This window comes from Klebsiella sp. K47 (assembly GCF_051858335.1).
GTDB classification, from domain to species: Bacteria; Pseudomonadota; Gammaproteobacteria; order Enterobacterales; family Enterobacteriaceae; genus Klebsiella; species Klebsiella pneumoniae.
Genome location: NZ_JBPYUI010000003.1, coordinates 198,355 through 219,144, shown reverse-complemented (window position 1 = coordinate 219,144; position 20,790 = coordinate 198,355). Strand labels below are relative to the sequence as shown.

The following is a 20,790-nucleotide window of genomic DNA, read 5'->3' as shown; positions in this document are numbered from 1 at the left end:
ATTTTTAGCCGTGGTAATCTAAGGGATGTTTTCCATTAATGCAATATCTGGTAGGGAAAGTGAGATAACGGTATATTGATATGCGAAAGTTCCTAATAAACAAAACCTTAAGCATATATTTTTCACTATTTAAAGCCGTTTGCTGTTTTTTTATTTTTGCGATGCATAAAAAGCTTAGTGATAGCCGCGCTCTGTTGTTAAAATTAGCGGAGGACAAGAATACAGGATGTATGCCGTACTTATGAAGCAGATGCTCTATTTGAAAATGCTGGCGTGGCTGGACGATAATATCTATTGTAACCCGGCGATCGATGACCTGGCGCAGTATATGGGCTATTCGCGTCGGTTTGTGTACGACGTGTTTTACCAGTATGGCCAGTTACCCATCGGGCAGTATATTCGTCTGCGGCGGTTGACCATCGCAGCGGTCAGTCTGCGCTTAACACGACAACCGATCGCCGCTATTGCCTGGCAGTTAAGCTATGACTCGCCGCAGACCTTTTCCCGGGAGTTTAAGAAGCGCTTTTCGCTCTCGCCACGTGAATACCGTTGCGCGGCGCACTGGGAAACGGCAAAGCTGTTGAAAAAGTTTCACCCGGACGGAGAGAGCCTACCTCTGGCTCGTTTTTTTTCTCTGCCGGAACAGGTCTATTACGGCTATCCAATGAAGTATGAACTGCGCCTGTCGGATTTGGTGTTGCAAAGCACCGCTAAGACGAGCATCAGACAAAAGGTTGACCGTTTTTTCACCGCTGGCGGAGGCTCGCTTTCCGTACTTTCCGACTACGCCGCGGCGAGTAAAAATGAGCTTAACGTCGAGGTTAACGCTTTTGTCGGCTGTCATGAGGCGGGAAAGCTGCCCCCCGCGCTGGCCATGAACAGCTCGCTGACCACCCGGTCAGGGCTTTATGTCGGGGTTGAATTCTACGGCAGCTGGTCACGTTATGCTCGTTTATCCAGCGATCTGTATATGGAGCTGCTGCCATCCCTGGGGGTAAGTCGTCGGGACGGCTATGACATTGAATGTTTTATAACCCGCCATGCGGAAGGCGAAGAGGCAGGGGACAGGCGCTATCGCGTACGCTATTTTATCCCGGTGACGCTGTCGGCAGCGGGTCTGCGGTCTGACAGCGGTAGTGGGTCAGGGCCTGTGCCGGGGCGAAGTTAAGGTGGCCGGAGCCACCCAGGTTAACATCAAAGCGCAAACCACAGCAGCCAGGTGATGAGAAAGCCCGTCACCCCCATGATGGTTGTCAAGACGGTCCAGGTTTTGAGTCCATCCGGCACCGAGAGTCCGAGATAGCGCGTGACGACCCAGAACCCGGCGTCGTTGACGTGCGACAGCCCGAGCGAGCCGAAGCAGGTCGCCAGCGTCACCAGCACCAGCTGCAGCGGCTCCAGACCGACAACCGCCTGCGACAGCAGACCGGAGGTGGTGAGGATCGCCACGGTGGCCGAACCCTGCGAGGCTCTGAGCACCAGCGATAGCAGAAAAGCGGCGGGCATCAGCGGCAGATGTATTGTCTCCAGCGCCTCGGCTAAGGCATTACCGATGCCGGAAGCGACCAGTACGCCGCCAAAGGCGCCGCCGGCGCCGGCGACGAGGATCACGTCCGCCGACGAGGGGATCGCGCTGCCGGTGACTTCGCCCAGCTTTTTCAGGCTCATCCGCCGACGGATGCCCAGCGTCCAGCTGGCCAGGCCCAGGGAGATCAGCAGGGCGACCGGCGGGGTACCAATGACGGTCATCAGCTGGCGAACCGCGTTTTCCGGCAGCAGAAGCGCCTGACACAGCGTCCCGGAAACAATCAGCATGATGGGCACCACGATCAGCCCACCGATAACCAGCGCATTCGGCGGCGGCAGACGGGTCTGCTGCGCGTTAACCGAGAGATCCGGTACTTCCGCCGTTTGTTGCTGCTCCAGCACGTTAATCGACAGATGATAATGGCGCCGATTGATAAACCGGGCGACAAAATAGCCCACGATACCGACGACCACCGACACCCCAATCCCCGCCAGCATCAGCCAACCGACATCGCTATGCAGAATGCCTGCCGCAGCCGCTGCGCCAGGATGGGTGGGCAGCGCCACGTGGACGGTTAACATCACGCCGGCCATCGGCAGGCCAAACTTCAGCGGCGACACGTGGGCGACTTTGCTGAAGCCGTAGATTAACGGAATGATGATGATAAAGCCGACTTCAAAAAAGACCGGGGTGCCGAGAATAAAAGCCACGATGGTTAAGGCGGCAATGGTTCGTTTTGCACCCAGTACGCCGGTCAACGTTTTCGCCAGCGATTCGGCGCCGCCGGACATTTCAATCAGCACCCCCAGCATTGAGCCCAGAATAATAATTCTGGCGATGTGGCCAAGCAGGCCGCCCATGCCTTTTTCAATGGTGGTTATAATTTTATCTGCCGGAATGCCGGTGGCGAATGCCACCAGCAGACTGACGATCAGGAGCGCCACAAAAGGATGTGCTTTCGCTTTGATCACTAACAGGAGCAACAGCACTACGCTGGCTAACGCAATAAGTAACAGCGCCGATGTCGACATAGGTTTGCCTCGGGTATTAACAGGTGTACAGAGAGTTATTTTTTTAGAAAACGGCGTTTATTTTTTCCGGTAGGGCGAGAACCACCCCAGCCCGGAAAGCGTGTCTGTCCGGGGGATATATTCGCAGCCGATCCAGCCGTCATAACCGGTTTTATCCAGTAGCGCATAGAGCCACGGATAGTTTATTTCGCCCTCATCCGGTTCATGACGGTCGGGCAGGGAGGCAATCTGAATATGGCGATACTGGCCGGCATATTCGGTAATAAGATGGCTTAAATTGCCGTCCACCTTCTGCGCGTGAAACAGATCTAACTGCACCGCCAGGTTCGGCCTGTCGACCCGTTTCACCATCGCCAGCGTCTGATATTGACTGTGGTAGAGATAGCCCGGTTTGGTCTGCGGATTCAGCGCTTCGATGAGTATCCGCTTGTCGTGGCGGGCAAAGCACTCCGCGGCGTAGCGCAGATTATCGATAAGCACGGCCTCGCAGGCTGCGCGATCCAACCCCGGCGGTACCACGCCGGCCATGATATGCACCTGCGGGCAACCGAGCTGGCAGGCATACTCCAGCGCCAGCTCAATATCGCGTCGGGCCTCCGCGCTTCTCCCGGGAATGGCGGCGAGCCCCCATTCTCCGGCGTTGACGTCGCCGGGTGGGGTATTGAACAGCACCAGCTGCAGCTGGTTCTCCTGCAGGCGCTGTCTGATTTCCCCGGCGGCATACTCATAGGGAAACAGAAACTCAACGGCTTCAAATCCCGCCCGGGCAGCGGCGGCAAAGCGTTCCAGGAACGGCAGTTCGGTAAACAGCATGGATAAATTTGCAGCGAATTTTGGCATGGTTTTATCTCAGTTCTTTTACTTCGTCAGCGGTCAGGTAGCGGATCTCGCGGTTGCCGAGGGTAAATATCAGCCGTGCGGTCTCTTCCAGTTCCTCGGTATTGTTGGTGGCTTCGCGCAGCGATGAGCCAGTGACCACCGGTCCGTGGTTGGCCAGTAAAAAGGCGTTATAGCGCGGCGCCAGCCCGGCCAGCGCCTGGGCAATACGGTCATCGCCCGGCCGGTAGTAGGGAACCACCGGGACGTCGCCGACGCGCATCACCACATAGGGGGTAAAGGGGCGGATACAGTTGTGCGGATCGAGCCCCTGCAGGCAGGAGAGCGCGGTCAGATAGTGGCTGTGCAAGTGGACGATCGCCTTGCAGGCCGGGTTGTGCAAATAGACCGCCCGGTGAAAAGTGACCTCTTTCGACGGTTTGTCGCCGGAGATCCATTCCCCTTGCAGCGTCACCACCGACAACCGCTGAGCCTGCAGTTCGCCGAGGCAGGCGCCGGTCGGCGTCGCCAGCAGGTTGCCGTCCGGCAGCAGCAGCGACAGATTGCCAGCGGAGCCGGTGGCATAGCCGCGGCTAAATAACGAGGCGCCAATCTGCACCATTTCCTCTCGCAGTTGTTGCTCAGTCATGACGAAACTCCTGCTGGGCACGGGCAAAGAACTGGATATCGCCGAAGTTACCTGACTTCAACGCCAGGGAGAGCGGCTGGCGGGTGTCACGCACCCAGGGCACGCCAGGGGAGATGGTCGGCCCAATATGGAACGCCTCAACCCCCAGGGTCTGCGCCACAATGCTCGACGTTTCCCCTCCGGCCACAATAAAGCGGGTAAATCCTTTCGCCTTCAGGGCGGCGGCAAGAGCGGCAAACAGCTGTTCCACCCGTTCGCTGCTGGCCTTGTCGCCATACTGCGCCTGGATCCGCTGCAGCGTTTGCGGCTCGGTGGTGGCATAGATCATCGGCGCCAGCGGCGCATCGCGCTGCGCGTCCACCCAGTCAGTCAGCGTCCTGACGTAGCTCTCCAGATCGGTAAAGCAGGCGCTTAAGTCGACGGCGCGGGCGGGGGCCTGTTGACGATAGGCCGCCACCTGGCTGTTGGTCATCACCGAGCAGGAGCCCGAGAGCACCACCGCCGGGCCGACCAGCGGCATGCCGGCCTGAGCGCTTTCACCCCGGGCGCCATGGCGCTGCGCCCAGTCGCGGGCGAGGCCGATGGCGAGGCCGGAACCGCCGGAGACCAGCTTCATCTCCCGCAGCGCCACGCCCTGGGTGAGCAGATCCTGTTCGCTGAGGGCGTCGAGCACCACATAGCGCACCGCCGGATCGTTGACTGCCGCCAGCGCGGCGGCGACCGCCTCCGGCCCCCGGGCGACAATCGGCCAGGCAATCAGCGCGGCTTTTCCGCGCCCCTGGCGCTCAATTAAGCGGCCCAGGTGCGCATCCTCCATCGGCGTCACCGGATGGTGGCGCATCCCGGACTCATTCAGCAGTTGCTCGCCGACGAACAGATATCCCTGATAAACCGTGCGGCCGTTAACCGGCAGCGCCGGGGAAATCACCGTCCGCGTCTCACCCAGCTCGGCCAGCAGGGCATCCAGCACCGGGCCAATGTTGCCCTGCGCGGTGCTGTCGAAAGTGGAACAGTACTTGAAATAAAACTGCTGACAGCCCTGGGCCTGCAGCCAGCGCAGGGCCGCCAGCGACTGGCTGACGGCCATTTCCGCCGGGCAGGAGCGGGTTTTCAGGCTGATGACCACCGCCTCGCTGGTCAGCGGAAGATCGCGGGTCGGCACGCCATTCAGTTGCACCGTCGGCATGCCGTTGCGCACGAGGAAGCTGGCAATATCCGTGGCGCCGGTGAAGTCATCGGCAATGACACCAAGCTGCATGTTGTCTCTCCTCACTGTTTATGGCCCGGCAGGGTGATGCCGTTGAAAATCTTGATCACCGCGCTGTCATCTTCCCGACCGAATCCGGCATTACTGGCGGAGGTGAACATATTCAGCGCGGTGGTAGCGAGCGGCAGCGGGAAGGTCAGCGCCCGGGCAGTGTCATTCACCAGCCCGAGATCTTTGACAAAAATATCGACAGCGGATTTTGGCGAGTAATCGCCATCCAGGACGTGCTGCATGCGATTCTCAAACATCCAGGAATTACCCGCCGCGTGGGTGACCACGTCATACATCGTCTCCAGTGGGATCCCGGCGCGGGCGGCAAGCGCCATCGCTTCGGCGGCAACGGCGATGTGCACCCCGGCCAGCAGCTGATGGATAATTTTTACCGTCGAGCCAAGACCAATGTCGCTCCCGATGCGGTAGACTTTGCCGGCCACGGCCTCCAGCACCGGCGCGAGGCGGGCAAAGGCGGCATCGCTCCCGGAGGCCATCACCGTCATGTCGCCGGCGGCCGCTTTCACGGCGCCGCCCGATACCGGCGCGTCGAGCATCAATAGCTGGTACTCCGCCAGCGCCTCGGCAATGGCCTGAGCATCGGCGGAGGCGATGGTGGACGACACCATCACGACGGTGCCCGGCTTCAGATGGGCGGCAAGGCCGCTCTCGCCGAACAGGATCCCCCGCACCTGGGCGGCATTGACCACCAGCAGCACAACTGCATCCAGTTCCGCGGCGAACGGCACCGCGCTGGGGCCCGCGCCTTTGGCGCCCGCCGCCAGCAGTGCGCGACAGTTGTCGGGATTGATGTCAACGCCCCAGGTGTTCAGGCCCGCCTGCAGGCAGGCGCGGGCGGCGCCCATGCCCATTGAACCCAGTCCAATCACGCAGACGTTAGTGTGTGCAGCCATACTGGTCTCCTTGTGAACATTAGTTAATTAATGTGATTTAATGATAGAATAAAGCGTTATCATGTGAATTTATGTGAGAATTATCACGAATAACCCACATGAATATAAAAAATTCACAGGCGGAAAGAGGCTGCACAACGGCGATTCTTGCCCTAAAATAGCGTAAAAACAGCGGCAAAGCGCGATAACAACAGAGGGTGTCGCCAGGGCCGTAGCCTGGGTGATGACGCCTGGTGTGAAAAAATGGTAAGGGGAGAGCGGTGATTCCAATAGAACGACATCAGCGTATTTTAGCCCTGGTGGAGCAGCGTGGGGCGGTAAGCATTAACGAGCTGACGGAGATCCTCGGCGTGTCCCATATGACCATCCGTCGGGACGTTAGTAAACTGGAGGAGCAGGGGCTGCTGGTCAGCGTCTCGGGCGGCGTACGCGCCGTCAGCCGGCTGGCTGCGGAACCCAGTCATCTGGTGAAAAGCACGCTGCAGAGTGAGGAGAAACAGGCGATCGGCGCGCTGGCGGCGAGTCATATCGCCAAAAACAGTTGCATCTATCTGGATGCCGGGACTACCACCCTGGCGCTGGCGCGGGCGATCCTCGACCGGAACGATCTCCAGGTGGTCACCAATGATTTTGAGATAACCCAGCTGCTGATCGATGCCAGTCAGTGCGGCGTGATCCACACCGGCGGCACTCTGTGCCGGGAGAACCGCTCCTGCGTGGGCGAATCGGCGGCGCGTACGTTACGCCACCTGGCTATCGATACGGCCTTTATCTCCGCCAGCGGCTGGGACAGTCGCGGGATATTCACCCCTGATGAGAACAAGGTTACCGTCAAGGAGACCGTCAGCCAGGTCAGCGCGAGAAGCATCCTGCTGTGCGACAGTTCGAAATACAATCAGGTGGCCACGTTTATGGCGTTACCTTTGACCCGGTTCACCACCATCATTACCGACCGGCATCTCTCCGATGCCGCCGCCAGTCATATCGCCCGGCACGCCTGCGAGGTGCTGCGGGCCGGATAACGCGCGCGGCCACCGCCGGGTTAGCGTTGCCAGTGCTCGATCAGCGCCGCGCCGATCCCGGCGATTTGCTGATTTCGCTCGGCCATGCTCGCCGGCGTATCCCGCAGATAAATCACCACAATGCGCTCTGCTTTGTTATTCGGGCCAAGCAGGGCGACAATGCCGCGCGCACCCCGCTCGCCAGCTCCGGTCTTATCGGCGATAAACCAGCCCGCCGGCAGCACGGAGCGGATCAACGGTCCGGCGACCCGATCGTCCACCATCCACTGCAGCAGCTGCCGTTGCGAACGGGCGCTCAGACGCTGGCTGGTCAGCAGCTTGCGCAGGGTCGCGGCCATGCTGGCCGGGGTAGTGGTGTCGCGGGCGTCGCCGGGAAGCGCCTCATTCAGTTCCGTTTCCCAGCGGTCAAGGCGGGTGACGTTGTCGCCGATCTGGCGCAAAAAGGCAGTCAATCCTGCGGGGCCGCCGACGGTGGCCAGCAGCAGATTGGCGGCGCTGTTATCGCTCATGGTAATGGCGGCGGCGCAGAGTTCGCCGACCGTCATGCCGTCGGCAAGGTGTTTTTCGCTGACCGGCGAGTAGTCCACCAGATCCTGCTGGCGATAGTGGATCTTTCGCTCCAGCTGTTCGTCACCGGCATCCACCCGCGCCAGCACTGCGCCGCAGAGCACTACTTTAAAGGTGCTCATCATGGGAAAGCGTTCATCGGCGCGCCAGGCGGTCAGCGTGCGGCCGCTGGCCAGATCCATTTCTATCATGCCTACGCGGCCCGACAGCTGGCTTTCGCTTAGTTTAATTTGCTCAAGCGGCTGCGGGCTGGCGTGTACCGCCAGCGGCAGGGTGGCTAACAGGGAGATAATACACAGGCGAATATAACGCATAACCACATACATCCTTGAGTGAGGGCCGATAAAGGCGAGTAAAGAAGCGACAAATAAGAATAACCCGGCGTTTTGCTGATTCACAATTCCTCTTTTTTCCTTCATCATTTGTCATCTTTTATTTCGAATAATCAATATCTAGCCCTGCCTAAGCACGCTATTTTTTGACTCAAGGCCGTGATGAACTATAAGAAAGTACTAAATACCGCACTCTGTCGGGCGTCGCTGTTTGCCGATCACCACGCCCGCCGGTCCCTGCGGTTCGCCAACGCTATATGCCATCCCGGGAGGAACTGGTGCACCCGATAATTAAGGTCATGCTGGTGGGCGGTAAGGCGGACGGGCTGTTGGTCAGCGTCGCCGATGACGCGACCGAGGTCTCGGTGACGCCTGCGCAGTACGGTGCGCTATCCGGGCAACCGTTGAGCTACCGAATTGTTAGCCAAACCATTGACGATGAACGCTATTTTTTTGGCGTTTTCAGCGACGCCCATCAGGATAGCGATAAGCTGACGCGGGTCGCCCTGACCCGTGGAATGAAAAAAATGTTCTGTTAAACCCTGCCCGAAAGGGGGCGTAAGAGGGTGTGCCGGGCGCCGCTGTGCTACTGTGGCAGCCTTCTATTTCCAGGGCCGGACGCATAATGATTCAGTACATTCGTATTCAAAATTTTCGCTCAGTGAAGGATATCGCGCTGGAGCTCGGGCCGCTGAACATTGTCTTCGGCCCTAACGGCTGCGGTAAATCCAATATTTATAACGCCATCCACCTGCTGACCGCTGCCGCTGAGGGCAGGCTTTCGGGGTTTATCAGCGAAGAGGGCGGTCTGGAGAATATGATGTGGTCCGGGGAGCGTTCGCCCCTCGATCGTCACCCCCGCCGGCTGCAAATTGCCTGCCGGACCGACAGCTTCGATTATGAGCTGCAGATAGGCTTCCCTGAAAAATTGCCCTATCCGACGCAATTCATGCTCGATCCTATCGTTAAAGAAGAGAATATCTGGCTGGCCGGCTACTCCCGCCGGCCTTCCTCCCGCGTACTGCAGCGCAAGAATCAGGCGGCGTTTCTCGTCGATGTCACCGGGGAGAAAAGTACTTTCACCGAGAGTATTTATGAAAATGAGTCGGTGTTCGGTCAGCTTGGCGAGCCGCACCGTTTTCCCGAAGTGTCGCGAGTGCGGGAGACCCTGCGCCGTTGGCGGTTTTATCATGAATTCGCGATTGGCCGTCATTCGCCGCTGCGTCAGCCGGCCGTGGGTTACCGTTCGCCAGTCCTCGACAGCGATGGCCAGAATCTCGCCGCCGCCTTTCAGACCATTGTCGAGATCGGCGCGGAGGAGATTTTGCATGAAATCCTTGCCGACGCCTTTCCCGGCTGCCAGTTTTATTGTGAAAACGAGCACTCGCGTTTCGCTCTGAAAATGCGTCGCGAAGGGATCCGCCGCCCGCTGCTGGCGGCGGAGATGTCCGACGGTACGCTGCGCTTTTTGTGCCTCGCCGTCGCGCTGCTCAGTCCACGCCCGCCGGCGTTTCTGGCGATCAATGAACCGGAGAACAGCCTGCATCGCGACATGTTGCCCGCGCTGGCCCGGCTGATTATCGAGGCCTCGCGCTACAGCCAGATCTGGCTGACCAGCCACTCGGCGGAGCTGGCGGAGCTTATCGCCGCCGGGGCGCCTTGTCAGCGCTATGCGCTGGAGAATCGCGGCGGTGAGACGCGGATTGTCGAGTGAAGCCCGTCATCCCTGACGGGGCGCTGGAGTCAGGCGGGGCTCTGCGTCTCTGCGGTCGGCAGCAGACGGTTGCCGCCGCGTAGGGTGACGAACGAGAGCAGGGTGAAGCTCAGGGTTATGCAGCCGAGGATCAGATAGGCCTGATGGAAGCCGACGGTGTCGTACATCCGGCCCACCCAGGCGGAAAGCACCACCCCGGACAACTGTTTTGACAGATTAAAACCGATCAGGAACAGGGTGGCCGAGAGGCGCGGGTTAAAGGCGGAAGAGATATATTTAAAAGTTCCCACCAGCAGGAAGGGGATCTCAAACATATGCAGCATCTTGAGGATCACCACCTCGACTGCCGATGAGGCGAAGGACGACCCGAGAATACGCACCGACATGATCATCCCCGCGGTCAGCAGGGCGTTTTTGGCGCCGATGCGGTTAACGATGGCCGGCGCGCAGAACATGATCAGCGCGTTGAGCAACTCGCCGCCGGTGGTGACGAAGCCAAACACTTCGGTACCGCGCTGCGGACTGGCGAAAAAGCTTTTGAAAAAGTTGGCGAACTGCTGGTCAAACACGTCGTAGACGCTGGCGACACCCACCACATAGACGATAAAGCCCCAGAAGCGCGGCATACGCAGCAGCTCTGCCGCCGTACGCAGCGAAAAGGCCTGGCGATTGGCGCCCAGCGCCTCGATAACCTGGGCGCTGTTGCTGCTTTCCGGCCGCGACAGCCAGAGCAGCAGACCGAGCACCAGCGCAAAGCCGGAGGCGATCCAGAAGGTGATATTGGGATCGATGCCGAACAGCACGCCGGTTATCGAGGCGCATAGCGCCCAGCCGACGCAGCCTGCGACCCGCACTTTGCCATATTCAAAGCGGTTGGCCCGGCTGACGCGTTCGATATAAGCTTCCACCGCCCCGGAGCCGCTGGAGAAAACAATCCCCAGGTAGATCCCGCCTACCAGCGAACCAGCGATAATATTCATCTGCAGCAGCGGAGAGAAAACGAAAATAAAGAATGGCGCGAACAGAATTAACAATACCGTAATGGTCCACAGCAGATGTTTGCGCAGGCCGAGCTTATCCGACATCAGGCCGAACACCGGCTGAAAAATAATGGCGAATAACGAGATAGACGAGAAAACGATCCCGGTTTCCGTTTTAGTTAAATGGTTAACGTCCGCCAGCCACACCGGAAAAAACGGGAAGTAGGCCGACATAATGAAATAGTAAAAGAAAAAGAACAGCAGGAAATAGACGAAATTATGCCGTTCTCGTGGCGCCAGTTCTGAGAATTTCATCACCATGATCCCTTGTTATTCTGTTTGTGGGGTGGGGGCTGTCGCCCCCACGGATTAAAAGCAACGCAATGAGACCTCGTACTGCCAGCGCGTTTGGCTCAGGAGCCACTGCGGCAGCACGCTGGGGGTCCAGGAGTCATCGCCTCCCACCCCCATATGCAGGCCGTCGAGGGTGATCCACACGCCGTCTTCGGCCTGCATCTTGTGCCAGTGGTCGGTCTCCATCAGCTGACGGGTGCTCCATGGCTGAACGGAGAAGTGGAAATGACCGCTGATGTGCCAGCGCCCCCAGTCCAGCGCCTGGGTATCACAGCGCAGGCCGTTTTCCGTCGGGAAGATATAGGGGGTGGTCATCGCCGCCAGCGGCTGCTCCCAGCGGGCGAAGCAGGCGCTGCTCCGCCGGTCGGGGTAGTTCTCATGCGGCCCCAGACCCAGCCAGCTCACCGGCGCCTGCTGATCCGCCACCTGGAAGTGCAGCCCGACCCGCGGCAGCGGCGGCAGGGTTTCCGCCCGTTCGCCGTCCACCGCCAACCGCAGGGTTCCGTCAGCAGTGAAGTGCATGCGCCAGTGGCTGACAATCACTACCTCTTCGCCGCGCAGGTAGTGCCAGCGGCAGTCGACGAGGGTTTCATTTGCCAGCCGCTGCGCATCGCACTGGACGCAGTGCGCCTCAAGATCGTACAGGCCGGCGCTTTTCCAGCGCTCCACCCAGGCGTTGGGGTCGATACGCTCTACTTCGCTGACCCCGATGTCGTTGTCGAGCGGCGCGCGAATAAACTGGTCACGCAGGGGGGTCAACAGCTGCTCCTGACCGCCAACCGACCAGCGGCTCAGCAGACCCGTCCGGCGATCGATGGTCCAGCATTGCGAACCGGCGCGGATCTGCCAGACCTCATCGCTGACGATAAGATCCGGAGCGCCGGCAGACACGGTGGGCGCCGGCAGCGCCAGCGGGGCGGGCAGGGGAAACTGTTGCCAGGCGACGCGGTGCTCCGCTTCTGACCAGGCGGTCGCCTGGGGCTGGGTCACCTCCAGCGTCAGCCACACCGCGCGGGCGCCTTCAGGCAGGATCAGGCTATCGAGCAGCGTTATCTCGTCGCTGCCCTCAGGGGGCAGCGCCAGGGTTAGGTCGCCGTGATACAGGGGTTCACCGGCCGCCTGCACCTGCCAGCGCAGCACTTCGTTATCGGTTGGGCGGAACAGGTATTCGCTGATGATGCGCACCCGCAGCGGCGAGGTCGACAGCAGCGTGAACTGAAAATACTGCTGGGCGTGCTTCGCCTCCACCAGCGACGGATGCGGCGTGCGATCGGGAAACACCAGACCGTTCATACAGAACTGGCGATCGTTAGGCTTATCACCAAAGTCGCCGCCATAGGCCCAGCCGACGCTGCCGTCGGCAAAGGTTTTGCGGATCGCCTGGTCGGCCCAGTCCCAGATAAACCCGCCCTGCAGCCGCGGATACTCGCGAAAGGCCTGCCAGTAATCGGCGAAGTTGCCGAGGCTGTTGCCCATCGCGTGGGCGTACTCGCAAAGGATCAGCGGCCTCTGCTCACCGGGCAGGCTGATCCATTTTTTGATCCCCCATTTGGGTACCGCCGGGATCGGCTGGTCGCGTTCGACGCGGGCGTACATCGGACAGATAATATCGGTGGCGGTGGTATCCGCGCCGCCGCCCTCGTACTGCACCGGACGGCTCGGATCGTTGCGTTTCAGCCAGTGGTACAGCGCTTCGTGGTTGCCGCCGCCGCCGGACTCGTTGCCCAGCGACCAGATGATAATGCACGGATGGTTGCGGTTGCTCTGTACCATCCGGGTGACGCGGGCGCTGAAGGCTGGCAGCCACGCCGGATCGTCGGACAGCCGATTCATCGGCACCATCCCGTGGGTTTCAATATTGGCTTCATCGACCACGTACAGACCGTAGCGGTTGCAGAGTTCATACCAGCGCGGCGCGTTGGGATAGTGCGAGCAGCGCACGGCGTTAAAGTTGTTCTGCTTCATTAACAGAATGTCCTGCACCATATCCGCCTCGGTGACCACCTGCCCGCGCAAATGATGATGCTCATGGCGGTTAACGCCGCGGATCAGCAGCGGTTTACCGTTGAGACGCAGCAGGCCATCGGCAATCTCGATGCGGCGAAAACCGATGTCCCACGCTTCGGCCTCCAGCAGTTCGTCGCCGCGCCACAGGGTGACCACGGCGCGATAACAGTTCGGGGTTTCCGCGCTCCAGTGCGCCGGCGTCGCCACCGCCAGGGAGAAATCGACCCGTTCCGCGTAGTGGCCGCGCTCATCCACCGTCGGGGTACCTAACAGCTGCCGCCCGGCGGCGATCTGCTCCTCGCCGCGCCACAGGCTAACCCCGACGCTGAGCCCGGCAAGCGCCGCCTCAGTCGCTTCGACGGTCGCCTGGACCTGCAGAGTGCCGTCGCGATAGAGGGCGTCAAGGGCTGGCGTCAACTGCACGTCGCATAGCCGTTGCTGCGGCTTATTCAGCAGCCATACCGAGCGGAAAATACCGCTCATCCGCCACATATCCTGGTCTTCCAGCCAGCTGCCGGCGCTCCAGCGCATGACCATCACGCACAGGCGGTTGTCGCCCGGACGCAGAAAGGGGCTGAGATCGAACGCCGCCGGCAGGCGACTGTCCTGCGAATAGCCGACCCACACGCCATTGCACCACAGATGAAACGCCGAGTTGACGCCATCGAAAATAATCTGCGTTTGCCCGTTCTCGCGCCATGTGTCCTCAACCGTAAAGTGCAGGGAGTAGCAGCCGGTCGGGTTATCCTCCGGCACCCGCGGTGGGGTGGTGTCGATGGGATAGCGGACGTTGGTGTAGATCGGCGCGTCATAGCCCTCCATCTGCCAGTTGGAAGGCACAGGCGTGCCGCGGCAGTCCGGTAGATCCTGCGTCAACCACTGCGCATCGACGGCAAACGGGCTACGGGCGTAAGAGAACTGCCACTCGCCGTCCAGTTGACGGCGGCGGGATGAAGGTAGGTTATCGCGGGCGGCAAGCTCATCGCGCCAGCTGGCGAAAACGGGATGCGCTGGCAGGCGGTTAAGGTGGGTAATGGTCTGGTTCTGCCAGTCTTCACGGGCGAGGACGGCGTGAAAGTCAGGAGTGTGGCTGCGGCCGGTATCGCTAATTTGCATATTAAACCCCGGTAAGTCAGAAATTGTCGTTCGCTAAACAGGATGGTTAACGTTATCGGGTAATTTGTTTTATCCAGCAATCTCGGGGGAATCGAAATTAACAGACGATCACGAAAGCGGGGGAGAAGCGCTGTTTTTTGTCGCACGTTAAACATAAAATGTTAGCGCACGACATTGTTATTGCTGAGGAGAAAAGATGCCGCGTCGTACCGCAACCCTGGAGGATGTCGCCCGCGCCGCGGGCGTGTCCCAGCAGACGGTCTCCCGGGTGCTGAACCGTCCTGAGGTGGTGTCAGCCCGCACCCGCGAGCAGGTGATCCGCGCGATGCAGGCGCTGCACTATGTGCCTAACCGCTCGGCGCAGCTGCTTGCCGGCAAAGCGGCGCCCTCCATCGGGCTGATTACCGCCTCGCTGACGCTGCACGCCCCCTCGCAGATCGCCGCCGCGATAAAGAGCCATGCCAGCCTGCATCAGCTGGAAGTGGCGATAGCGATGCCGGCGCAGGCTGATTTTGTCGCGCTGCAGGCCCGGCTGGACGAGCTGCGCGCTCAGCATATTCGCGGGGTGATCGTCAGTCTGCCGCTGGAGAGCGCCACTGCCGAGCGGCTGGTGCAAGACAATCCGGATATGGCCTGCCTGTTTCTCGATGTCTCCCCGGAGGCCGATGTCTGCTGCGTGCGCTTCGACCATCGCGACGGCTGCGGGGCCTGCGTGCGCCACCTGTGGGAGCTGGGGCATCGCGAATTTGGTCTGCTGGCGGGACCGGAAAGTTCGGTTTCCGCCCGTCTGCGTCTCGCCAGCTGGCGCGAGGCGTTGCACAGTCTGAATATTGCCCGCTCTACTACGGTGTTTGGCGACTGGAGCGCCGCCAGCGGCTGGCAGAAAACTTTCGAGCTCCTCCACCTGCAGCCGCGGATCAGCGCCATAGTGGTGGCAAACGATCAGATGGCGCTCGGCGTGCTCAGCGCGCTGGCCCAGCTCAATCGCAGCGGCAGCCAGGCGGTATCGGTGACCGGCTACGATGACACCGCCGACAGCCTTTACTTCCAGCCGCCGCTCACCACGGTGGCGCAGGACTTCGATCTGTTGGGCAAAAGGGCGGTGGAGCGGCTGATTGCCCTGATGGCGGCCCCGCAGCTGCGGATCCGCGAGCTGCTGCCGACCCGGCTCATCGTGCGCCAGTCGGCCTGGCCTGTCGCCGCCGCGGAGGACCGGCAGCAGACCCTGGCGCAGCTGAAAGCGCTGGTGGAGAAGCTTTAGCTGCTGGTCGTTGAGGCTTTATTGAAGTTGAGCATGCTAACTTCGGCAGCAAACGTAGAGAGGTAAAGCTTATCTGTCTGCGAAAAATGCAAAACACAATCTATCCATGCAAGCATTGATTTACCGCCACTCATATGGCGGTTTTTTTTTTGCCCCTTCCACCCTGTACCGACTGCTTCAGTCCGGCTTTCCATCTGGCATATCCTGCCGCGGCATGCTAGATCTTGCTTCCGGGAGACGACGGGAGACAAGCTCATGATGGTGATTGAGGGTAAAGAGGCGATCGGGCGGGTGGACTGGCAGCGAGTGCGAACGATCATCGCCGAGGCCGGGCTGAATGAGCGTGATGTTCAGCAACTGGAGCAGGCGTTCCGCCAGAGCACCTTCTGCTGGTTTGGCTATGAGAACGGTCAGCTGATTGCCGTGGCGCGAGCCATCAGCGACTGTACCTGGAGCAGCTATCTGGCGGATGTGGCGATCGTCCCCGCTCGTCAGGGACAGGGCTACGGGCAACAGCTGATGCTGGCCATCCGGGAGCAACTCCTGCCCTTTGGCAAAATATTTATCTATGCGGTGGCAGATAAAATTACGTTTTATCAGCGCTTTGGCTTTGCCATGTTGACTACCGGCATGGTCTGCGTCAGCGAGGAAGGCATGCAGAAAATGCAGGAGCAGGGCTATATCCGTCAGCCCTGAAAGCTGACGCTTAGAAACGCCTGGCTTAAACGTGTAAACCAGGCGCAGGCTATCAGAGGGGGCGTTCGAGCACGAAAAGATACGCTTCCCGCGACCAGAACAGGGCGGTACGGCGGCGCTCCACCGACATGGTTTTCACTTCCCATCCCTCACGGGTATAGCTGCTGAGAAACTGGCTCATTTTGTCAGGGTCGGCCTTGGCTTCGCCAAAAAACAGACTGCCCAGCAGCCCCTCTTTATAGATCACTACCCGACACTCTTTCTTCATCATCGACCCTCCTGGCGACCGGTTTACTGTGGCCGTCTATTGTCCGTGGCTGCGACGATTTTGCAATCGGAGAAGGCGTAAACTGTTTACGGTACTGCAGCGGGCTGAGCGCGAAGTGCTGGCGAAAATGGTGGCGCAGGGTGCCGGCGCTGGCAAACCCGCAGCGCTCAGCGATCTGATCGATGCCCATCGTGCTCTCCGTCAGGTGCTGGCGGGCGCGCAGCAGTCGTTCCTCCAGCAGCCAGCGGGCGGGCGTTTTACCGGTGGCCTCCTCAAAGCGGCGCAAAAAGGTGCGCGTCCCCATACCGGCGCGCTGGGCGAGGGAAGCGACGGTATGGCTGGCGGCAAGATGCTGGTGCAGATAGTCAAACAGCTGACCGAGGCGCAGGCTCTCCCGGCTGCGGGCTACCGGGCGCAGGACCTGCTGCGCCTGACCGCCGTCGCGATGGGGAGAGACGACCAGGCGGCGGGCGACGACGTTGGCGGCTTCGCTGCCGAAATCTTCACGCACCAGATGCAGACAAAGGTCGATCCCCGCCGCACTGCCGGCGGAAGTCATCAGCAAAGCATCGCCCACGTAAAGGACGTCCTCCACCACCTGGATCTGCGGAAAACGGGACTGCAGCGCCGCGGTGTAGCGCCAGTGGGTTGTCGCCTGGCGGCCATTGAGCAGCCCGGCGGCGGCGAGAACGAACACCCCGGAACAGATAGAAATAATCCGACATCCGCGGGCGTGGGCGGAAGCCAGCGCGGCGCACAGCGCCTCGGGGACCGGGGCGTCGACGCCGCGCCAGCCGGGGACCACGATCGTATCCGCCTGGGCGAGAAGTTCAGGACCGCCGTCGGTCATCAGGCGGATGCCGCCGGTAGCGCACAGCGGCCCTTCATCGACGGCGGCGACGGCGAACTGGTACCAGTTGTCGCCCATTTCCGGGCGCGGCAGGCCGAAGATCTCCACGGCTACGCCAAACTCAAAGGTGCACAGGCCATCGTAGGCGAGGGCGACCACCTGATGACGTGACGGTGTCACAGAAGGGGTTGTCAGAATGTTAGCGTTTTCTGTCATGGTTGCCGGCAGATCAGGGTGATGGGCGTCAGTAAAGTAGTGTTATCACAGACAAGGAGAAGACGCCATGAGTGTAGTAACCCAATTTACCCCCGCCACCTCCGCTGAGGCTATCCGCTGGTTCAGCCATAAGCTGCATCTTGAGACCGACTGCGCCGATGTGCACAGCGCCCAGCGTGCCGGCGAGGTCGACTTCGTCCTGCTGCACGTGGTCGGCAGTGAGGAAGCCTTCGCCAGACGTCACCTGCCAGGCGCGCAGCATCTCCCGCACAGCCAGATCACCGCCGAGCGAATGGCCGCCTGGCCGGCGGATACCCTCTTTGTGGTCTACTGCGCCGGGCCGCACTGCAACGGCGCTGACGTTGCCGCGCTGAAGTTGGCTGAGCTCGGGCGGCCGGTGAAAATGATGCTCGGCGGACTCACCGGCTGGGAAGATGAGGGCTATGCGTTTGTTTCCGGTAAATGAAATTTTTTCATGTACCATGAAATATTCTCGTTTGCGACCCACCACTCTGCATGCCAGTATCTGGACATATAGCCATCCAGAAGTCTAAAAATTCAAATAATGAACTATCACGGTGGGCAACTAACGCGCCCACCGCTAAGGAGACAGCATGCAACGTCAACAGGCCCCGTTCCGCGCAGACATCGTCGGCAGTTTTTTGCGCCCGGACAGCATTAAACAGGCGCGTCAGCAGCTGGCTGAGGGGATTATCGACGCCGCTCAGCTACGCGAGATTGAGAATAACGCGATCCGTCATCTGGTTCAGCAGCAATGCGACTGCGGCCTGCATGTGGTCACCGACGGTGAGTTTCGTCGCGCATGGTGGCATTTCGATTTCTTCGATGGCCTGCAGGGCGTTGAACGTTACGATGCCGAGCAGGGGATCCAGTTCAACGGCGTGCAGACCAAAGCGCACGGCGTTCGCGTCACCGGCAAGCTGGCGTTTGGCGACCACCCGATGCTGGAGGATTTCCGCTATCTGAAAAGCATCAGCGGCGACGCGCAGCCGAAGATGACCATTCCCAGCCCGAGCGTGCTGCACTTCCGCGGCGGGCGGAAAGATATCGATGCCACGGTCTACCCGGATCTTAGCGACTACTTCGACGATCTGGCCACCACCTGGCGCGACGCCATCCGCGCGTTTTATGACGCCGGCTGCCGCTATCTGCAGCTGGACGATACCGTGTGGGCCTATCTGTGCTCCGATGCCCAGCGCCAGCAGGTACGTGAGCGCGGCGAGGATCCGGATGCGCTGGCGCGTATTTATGCCCGGGTGCTGAACCAGGCGCTGGAGGGTAAGCCGGCCGATCTGACGGTGGGCCTGCACGTCTGCCGGGGTAACTTCCGTTCAACCTGGATCTCGGAAGGCGGTTACGAGCCGGTTGCCGAGGTGCTGTTTGGCGGCGTTAATGTCGATGCCTTCTTCCTGGAGTACGACAACGACCGCTCCGGGGATTTCGCGCCGCTGCGCTTTATTCGTCCCGGCCATCAGCAGGTGGTCCTCGGGCTGATCACCACCAAAAACGGCGAGCTGGAGAATCCGCAGGGGGTAAAAGCGCGTCTCGCCGAGGCCGCGCAGTACGTGCCGCTCGAGCAGATCTGCCTCAGCCCGCAGTGCGGTTTCGCCTCCACTGAAGAGGGGAATGCCCTCAGCGAAGACCAGCAATGGCAAAAGGTCCGTCTGGTGACCTCCATCGCCGCCGACGTCTGGTAATTGCTTTCTTAGCGCAGCGTTGCACCGTGATGAGGCAACGCTGCCATCCTCTTCGCCACTATCGCCCACCTGCGCCGCATCCTGCTGTTTTCACAACCTGGCACCTTTTTTGCCTTATCACCTCTGGTTAGCTGTTAATTCTTTATTTTTTGCGCTACTCAGGAGTGAATCATGCAACGTAGAACGTTATTAAAAGCTTTTGCACTCTCCGCCTCTGTTATGGCTATGGGTCTCTCCTTCCAGGCCTATGCCGCCGACACCATCAAAGTCGGGATCATGCATTCGCTCTCCGGGACGATGGCGATTTCCGAAACGCCGCTGAAAGACGTCGCGCTGATGGCCATCGACGACATCAACGCCAAAGGCGGGGTGCTGGGCAAGAAACTGGAGCCGGTGGTGGTCGACCCGGCCTCCAACTGGCCGCTGTTTGCCGAGAAGGCGCGCCAGCTGCTGGCCCAGGATAAAGTGGCGGTGGTGTTTGGCTGCTGGACGTCGGTCTCGCGTAAATCGGTCCTGCCGGTGTTTGAGGAACTGAACGGCCTGCTGTTTTACCCGGTGCAGTACGAAGGGGAAGAGATGTCCCCCAACGTCTTCTATACCGGCGCGGCGCCTAACCAGCAGGCTATCCCGGCGGTGGAATACCTGCTGAGCGAGGACGGCGGCGGCGCTAAACGTTTCTTCCTGCTGGGGACGGACTACGTCTATCCGCGCACCACCAACAAGATCCTCCGCGCCTTTCTGCATGCCAAAGGGATCCAGGACAAAGATATCGAGGAGGTCTACACCCCGTTCGGCTACAGCGATTACCAGACCATCGTCGCCAATATTAAAAAATTCGCCGCCGGTGGCAAAACGGCAGTGGTCTCCACCATCAATGGCGATTCCAACGTACCGTTCTACAAAGAGCTGGCTAACCAGGGTCTGAAAGCGACCGATGTGCCGGTGGTGGCCTTCTCGGTGGGGGAAGAGGAGCTGCGCGGCATCGATACCAAACCGCTGGTCGGCAACCTCGCGGCATGGAACTACTTTGAGTCCGTCGATAATCCGACCAACAAAGCCTTCGTCGCCGATTATCGCGCGTATGCCAAAGCGCACAAGCTGCCGAATGCCGATACGGTGGTGACCAACGATCCGATGGAAGCGACCTGGGTGGGCCTGCATATGTGGGCGCAGGCGGTGACCAAAGCGGGCACCACCGATGTTGACAAAGTACGCGAGGCGATGGCCGGGCAGACCTTCAACGCGCCGTCCGGATTTACCCTGACCATGGATGCCACTAACCATCATCTGCATAAGCCGGTGATGATCGGTGAAATTGAAGGCAACGGCCAGTTCAACGTGGTCTGGCAGACCGATAAACCCGTTCGCGCGCAGCCGTGGAGTCCGTGGATCCCCGGTAATGATAAGAAACCTGACCATCCGGTGAAAACCGTCAGCCAGTAAGCGCCACGGCCGGCGGGGCTGGAGCATAGCGCCCGTCGGCCGCTGACCAG

20 protein-coding genes are annotated in these 20,790 nt (G+C 60.2%); 9 read left to right on the top strand and 11 right to left on the bottom strand.

Annotated features, from left to right (window positions below):
* The first annotated feature begins 241 nt into the window (after positions 1 to 241).
* On the top strand, positions 242 to 1,168 hold the full coding sequence (locus RRF55_RS04340) for a helix-turn-helix domain-containing protein (RefSeq protein WP_087830466.1): 927 nt from the start codon (positions 242 to 244) through the stop codon (positions 1,166 to 1,168).
* Positions 1,169 to 1,194: 26 nt separating this feature from the next.
* On the opposite strand, the gene RRF55_RS04335 is transcribed toward RRF55_RS04340, so the two are convergent.
* From RRF55_RS04335 to ltnD, 5 genes are read right to left on the bottom strand one after another with little or no spacing between them, the layout of a single operon-like run.
* Positions 1,195 to 2,559 carry a GntP family transporter gene (locus RRF55_RS04335; RefSeq protein WP_130974841.1) on the bottom strand — a complete coding sequence of 455 codons (1,365 nt, stop codon included), beginning with the start codon at positions 2,557 to 2,559 and terminating at the stop codon, positions 1,195 to 1,197.
* A gap of 57 nt (positions 2,560 to 2,616) precedes the next feature.
* On the bottom strand, positions 2,617 to 3,399 hold the full coding sequence (locus RRF55_RS04330) for an HPr family phosphocarrier protein (RefSeq protein ID WP_004179747.1): 783 nt from the start codon (positions 3,397 to 3,399) through the stop codon (positions 2,617 to 2,619).
* A 4-nt stretch (positions 3,400 to 3,403) separates the two neighbouring features.
* Positions 3,404 to 4,024, bottom strand: coding sequence for a 3-oxo-tetronate 4-phosphate decarboxylase (gene otnC / locus RRF55_RS04325; RefSeq protein ID WP_002210516.1), 621 nt, complete (start codon positions 4,022 to 4,024; stop codon positions 3,404 to 3,406).
* Positions 4,017 to 5,282: a 3-oxo-tetronate kinase gene (gene otnK, locus RRF55_RS04320; RefSeq protein ID WP_004224682.1), complete on the bottom strand. Its 1,266-nt coding sequence runs from the start codon at positions 5,280 to 5,282 to the stop codon at positions 4,017 to 4,019. Before otnK ends, otnC begins: the two co-directional genes overlap by 8 nt.
* Positions 5,283 to 5,293: 11 nt before the next feature.
* Positions 5,294 to 6,196 carry an L-threonate dehydrogenase gene (gene ltnD / locus RRF55_RS04315; protein WP_032414898.1) on the bottom strand — a complete coding sequence of 301 codons (903 nt, stop codon included), beginning with the start codon at positions 6,194 to 6,196 and terminating at the stop codon, positions 5,294 to 5,296.
* 260 nt (positions 6,197 to 6,456) lie between these two features.
* On the opposite strand from ltnD, the gene RRF55_RS04310 reads away from it, so the two are divergent.
* Positions 6,457 to 7,218 carry a DeoR/GlpR family DNA-binding transcription regulator gene (locus RRF55_RS04310; RefSeq protein WP_002210513.1) on the top strand — a complete coding sequence of 254 codons (762 nt, stop codon included), beginning with the start codon at positions 6,457 to 6,459 and terminating at the stop codon, positions 7,216 to 7,218.
* Positions 7,219 to 7,238: 20 nt separating this feature from the next.
* Here RRF55_RS04310 and RRF55_RS04305 read toward each other — a convergent pair whose 3' ends face one another.
* On the bottom strand, positions 7,239 to 8,099 hold the full coding sequence (locus RRF55_RS04305) for a broad-spectrum class A beta-lactamase SHV-1 (protein WP_001620095.1): 861 nt from the start codon (positions 8,097 to 8,099) through the stop codon (positions 7,239 to 7,241).
* 296 nt (positions 8,100 to 8,395) lie between these two features.
* On the opposite strand from RRF55_RS04305, the gene RRF55_RS04300 reads away from it, so the two are divergent.
* Complete coding sequence (locus RRF55_RS04300) at positions 8,396 to 8,656, top strand: hypothetical protein (protein WP_004176262.1); 261 nt, start codon at positions 8,396 to 8,398, stop codon at positions 8,654 to 8,656.
* Positions 8,657 to 8,742: 86 nt separating this feature from the next.
* A complete protein-coding gene (locus RRF55_RS04295; protein WP_001620097.1) occupies positions 8,743 to 9,831 on the top strand; it encodes an AAA family ATPase in 1,089 nt (362 codons plus the stop codon).
* Positions 9,832 to 9,860: 29 nt separating this feature from the next.
* Here the strand turns inward: RRF55_RS04295 and RRF55_RS04290 are convergent, their stop codons facing one another.
* Positions 9,861 to 11,126 (bottom strand): MFS transporter, encoded by a 1,266-nt coding sequence (locus RRF55_RS04290; RefSeq protein WP_004176258.1) that lies wholly within the window; start codon positions 11,124 to 11,126, stop codon positions 9,861 to 9,863.
* 54 nt (positions 11,127 to 11,180) lie between these two features.
* Positions 11,181 to 14,288: a beta-galactosidase gene (locus RRF55_RS04285; protein WP_032438436.1), complete on the bottom strand. Its 3,108-nt coding sequence runs from the start codon at positions 14,286 to 14,288 to the stop codon at positions 11,181 to 11,183.
* Between the two features lie 196 nt (positions 14,289 to 14,484).
* Between RRF55_RS04285 and RRF55_RS04280 the strand changes: the two genes are divergently transcribed.
* Positions 14,485 to 15,549: a LacI family DNA-binding transcriptional regulator gene (locus tag RRF55_RS04280; protein ID WP_004183956.1), complete on the top strand. Its 1,065-nt coding sequence runs from the start codon at positions 14,485 to 14,487 to the stop codon at positions 15,547 to 15,549.
* Here the strand turns inward: RRF55_RS04280 and RRF55_RS04275 are convergent.
* Positions 15,546 to 15,743, bottom strand: coding sequence for a hypothetical protein (locus tag RRF55_RS04275; RefSeq protein ID WP_032438434.1), 198 nt, complete (start codon positions 15,741 to 15,743; stop codon positions 15,546 to 15,548). The two genes, RRF55_RS04280 and RRF55_RS04275, sit on opposite strands and share 4 nt — an antisense overlap.
* A gap of 61 nt (positions 15,744 to 15,804) precedes the next feature.
* Here RRF55_RS04275 and RRF55_RS04270 point away from each other — a divergent pair, with 61 nt between their 5' ends.
* The gene (locus tag RRF55_RS04270) at positions 15,805 to 16,245 is read left to right on the top strand and encodes a GNAT family N-acetyltransferase (protein WP_064153106.1); all 441 of its coding nucleotides are present in this window, start codon (positions 15,805 to 15,807) and stop codon (positions 16,243 to 16,245) included.
* A 52-nt stretch (positions 16,246 to 16,297) separates the two neighbouring features.
* Here RRF55_RS04270 and RRF55_RS04265 read toward each other — a convergent pair whose 3' ends face one another.
* Positions 16,298 to 16,513, bottom strand: coding sequence for a DUF4177 domain-containing protein (locus RRF55_RS04265; RefSeq protein WP_004205985.1), 216 nt, complete (start codon positions 16,511 to 16,513; stop codon positions 16,298 to 16,300).
* Positions 16,482 to 17,579 (bottom strand): transcriptional regulator FtrA, encoded by a 1,098-nt coding sequence (ftrA, locus tag RRF55_RS04260; RefSeq protein WP_004176251.1) that lies wholly within the window; start codon positions 17,577 to 17,579, stop codon positions 16,482 to 16,484. Before ftrA ends, RRF55_RS04265 begins: the two co-directional genes overlap by 32 nt.
* A 67-nt stretch (positions 17,580 to 17,646) precedes the next feature.
* Here ftrA and RRF55_RS04255 point away from each other — a divergent pair, with 67 nt between their 5' ends.
* The 3 genes from RRF55_RS04255 (at position 17,647) to urtA (ending at position 20,740) form a co-directional block, all read left to right on the top strand.
* Complete coding sequence (locus RRF55_RS04255) at positions 17,647 to 18,045, top strand: rhodanese-like domain-containing protein (RefSeq protein ID WP_004214783.1); 399 nt, start codon at positions 17,647 to 17,649, stop codon at positions 18,043 to 18,045.
* Positions 18,046 to 18,193: 148 nt separating this feature from the next.
* Positions 18,194 to 19,297, top strand: coding sequence for a cobalamin-independent methionine synthase II family protein (locus RRF55_RS04250; RefSeq protein ID WP_002904248.1), 1,104 nt, complete (start codon positions 18,194 to 18,196; stop codon positions 19,295 to 19,297).
* 171 nt (positions 19,298 to 19,468) lie between these two features.
* On the top strand, positions 19,469 to 20,740 hold the full coding sequence (urtA, locus tag RRF55_RS04245) for an urea ABC transporter substrate-binding protein (RefSeq protein ID WP_004176249.1): 1,272 nt from the start codon (positions 19,469 to 19,471) through the stop codon (positions 20,738 to 20,740).
* Positions 20,741 to 20,790 lie beyond the last annotated feature (50 nt).

What these genes read in the sequence shown, in the direction of transcription:
- RRF55_RS04340 (WP_087830466.1), top strand. Translation starts at nt 242, where the DNA reads ATGAAGCAGATGCTCTATTTGAAAATGCTGGCGTGGCTGGACGATAAT.
- RRF55_RS04335 (WP_130974841.1), bottom strand. Translation starts at nt 2,559, where the DNA reads ATGTCGACATCGGCGCTGTTACTTATTGCGTTAGCCAGCGTAGTGCTG.
- RRF55_RS04330 (WP_004179747.1), bottom strand. Translation starts at nt 3,399, where the DNA reads ATGCCAAAATTCGCTGCAAATTTATCCATGCTGTTTACCGAACTGCCG.
- otnC (WP_002210516.1), bottom strand. Translation starts at nt 4,024, where the DNA reads ATGACTGAGCAACAACTGCGAGAGGAAATGGTGCAGATTGGCGCCTCG.
- otnK (WP_004224682.1), bottom strand. Translation starts at nt 5,282, where the DNA reads ATGCAGCTTGGTGTCATTGCCGATGACTTCACCGGCGCCACGGATATT.
- ltnD (WP_032414898.1), bottom strand. Translation starts at nt 6,196, where the DNA reads ATGGCTGCACACACTAACGTCTGCGTGATTGGACTGGGTTCAATGGGC.
- RRF55_RS04305 (WP_001620095.1), bottom strand. Translation starts at nt 8,099, where the DNA reads ATGCGTTATATTCGCCTGTGTATTATCTCCCTGTTAGCCACCCTGCCG.
- RRF55_RS04295 (WP_001620097.1), top strand. Translation starts at nt 8,743, where the DNA reads ATGATTCAGTACATTCGTATTCAAAATTTTCGCTCAGTGAAGGATATC.
- RRF55_RS04290 (WP_004176258.1), bottom strand. Translation starts at nt 11,126, where the DNA reads ATGAAATTCTCAGAACTGGCGCCACGAGAACGGCATAATTTCGTCTAT.
- RRF55_RS04285 (WP_032438436.1), bottom strand. Translation starts at nt 14,288, where the DNA reads ATGCAAATTAGCGATACCGGCCGCAGCCACACTCCTGACTTTCACGCC.
- RRF55_RS04280 (WP_004183956.1), top strand. Translation starts at nt 14,485, where the DNA reads ATGCCGCGTCGTACCGCAACCCTGGAGGATGTCGCCCGCGCCGCGGGC.
- RRF55_RS04275 (WP_032438434.1), bottom strand. Translation starts at nt 15,743, where the DNA reads ATGGAAAGCCGGACTGAAGCAGTCGGTACAGGGTGGAAGGGGCAAAAA.
- RRF55_RS04270 (WP_064153106.1), top strand. Translation starts at nt 15,805, where the DNA reads ATGATGGTGATTGAGGGTAAAGAGGCGATCGGGCGGGTGGACTGGCAG.
- RRF55_RS04265 (WP_004205985.1), bottom strand. Translation starts at nt 16,513, where the DNA reads ATGAAGAAAGAGTGTCGGGTAGTGATCTATAAAGAGGGGCTGCTGGGC.
- ftrA (WP_004176251.1), bottom strand. Translation starts at nt 17,579, where the DNA reads ATGACAGAAAACGCTAACATTCTGACAACCCCTTCTGTGACACCGTCA.
- RRF55_RS04255 (WP_004214783.1), top strand. Translation starts at nt 17,647, where the DNA reads ATGAGTGTAGTAACCCAATTTACCCCCGCCACCTCCGCTGAGGCTATC.
- RRF55_RS04250 (WP_002904248.1), top strand. Translation starts at nt 18,194, where the DNA reads ATGCAACGTCAACAGGCCCCGTTCCGCGCAGACATCGTCGGCAGTTTT.
- urtA (WP_004176249.1), top strand. Translation starts at nt 19,469, where the DNA reads ATGCAACGTAGAACGTTATTAAAAGCTTTTGCACTCTCCGCCTCTGTT.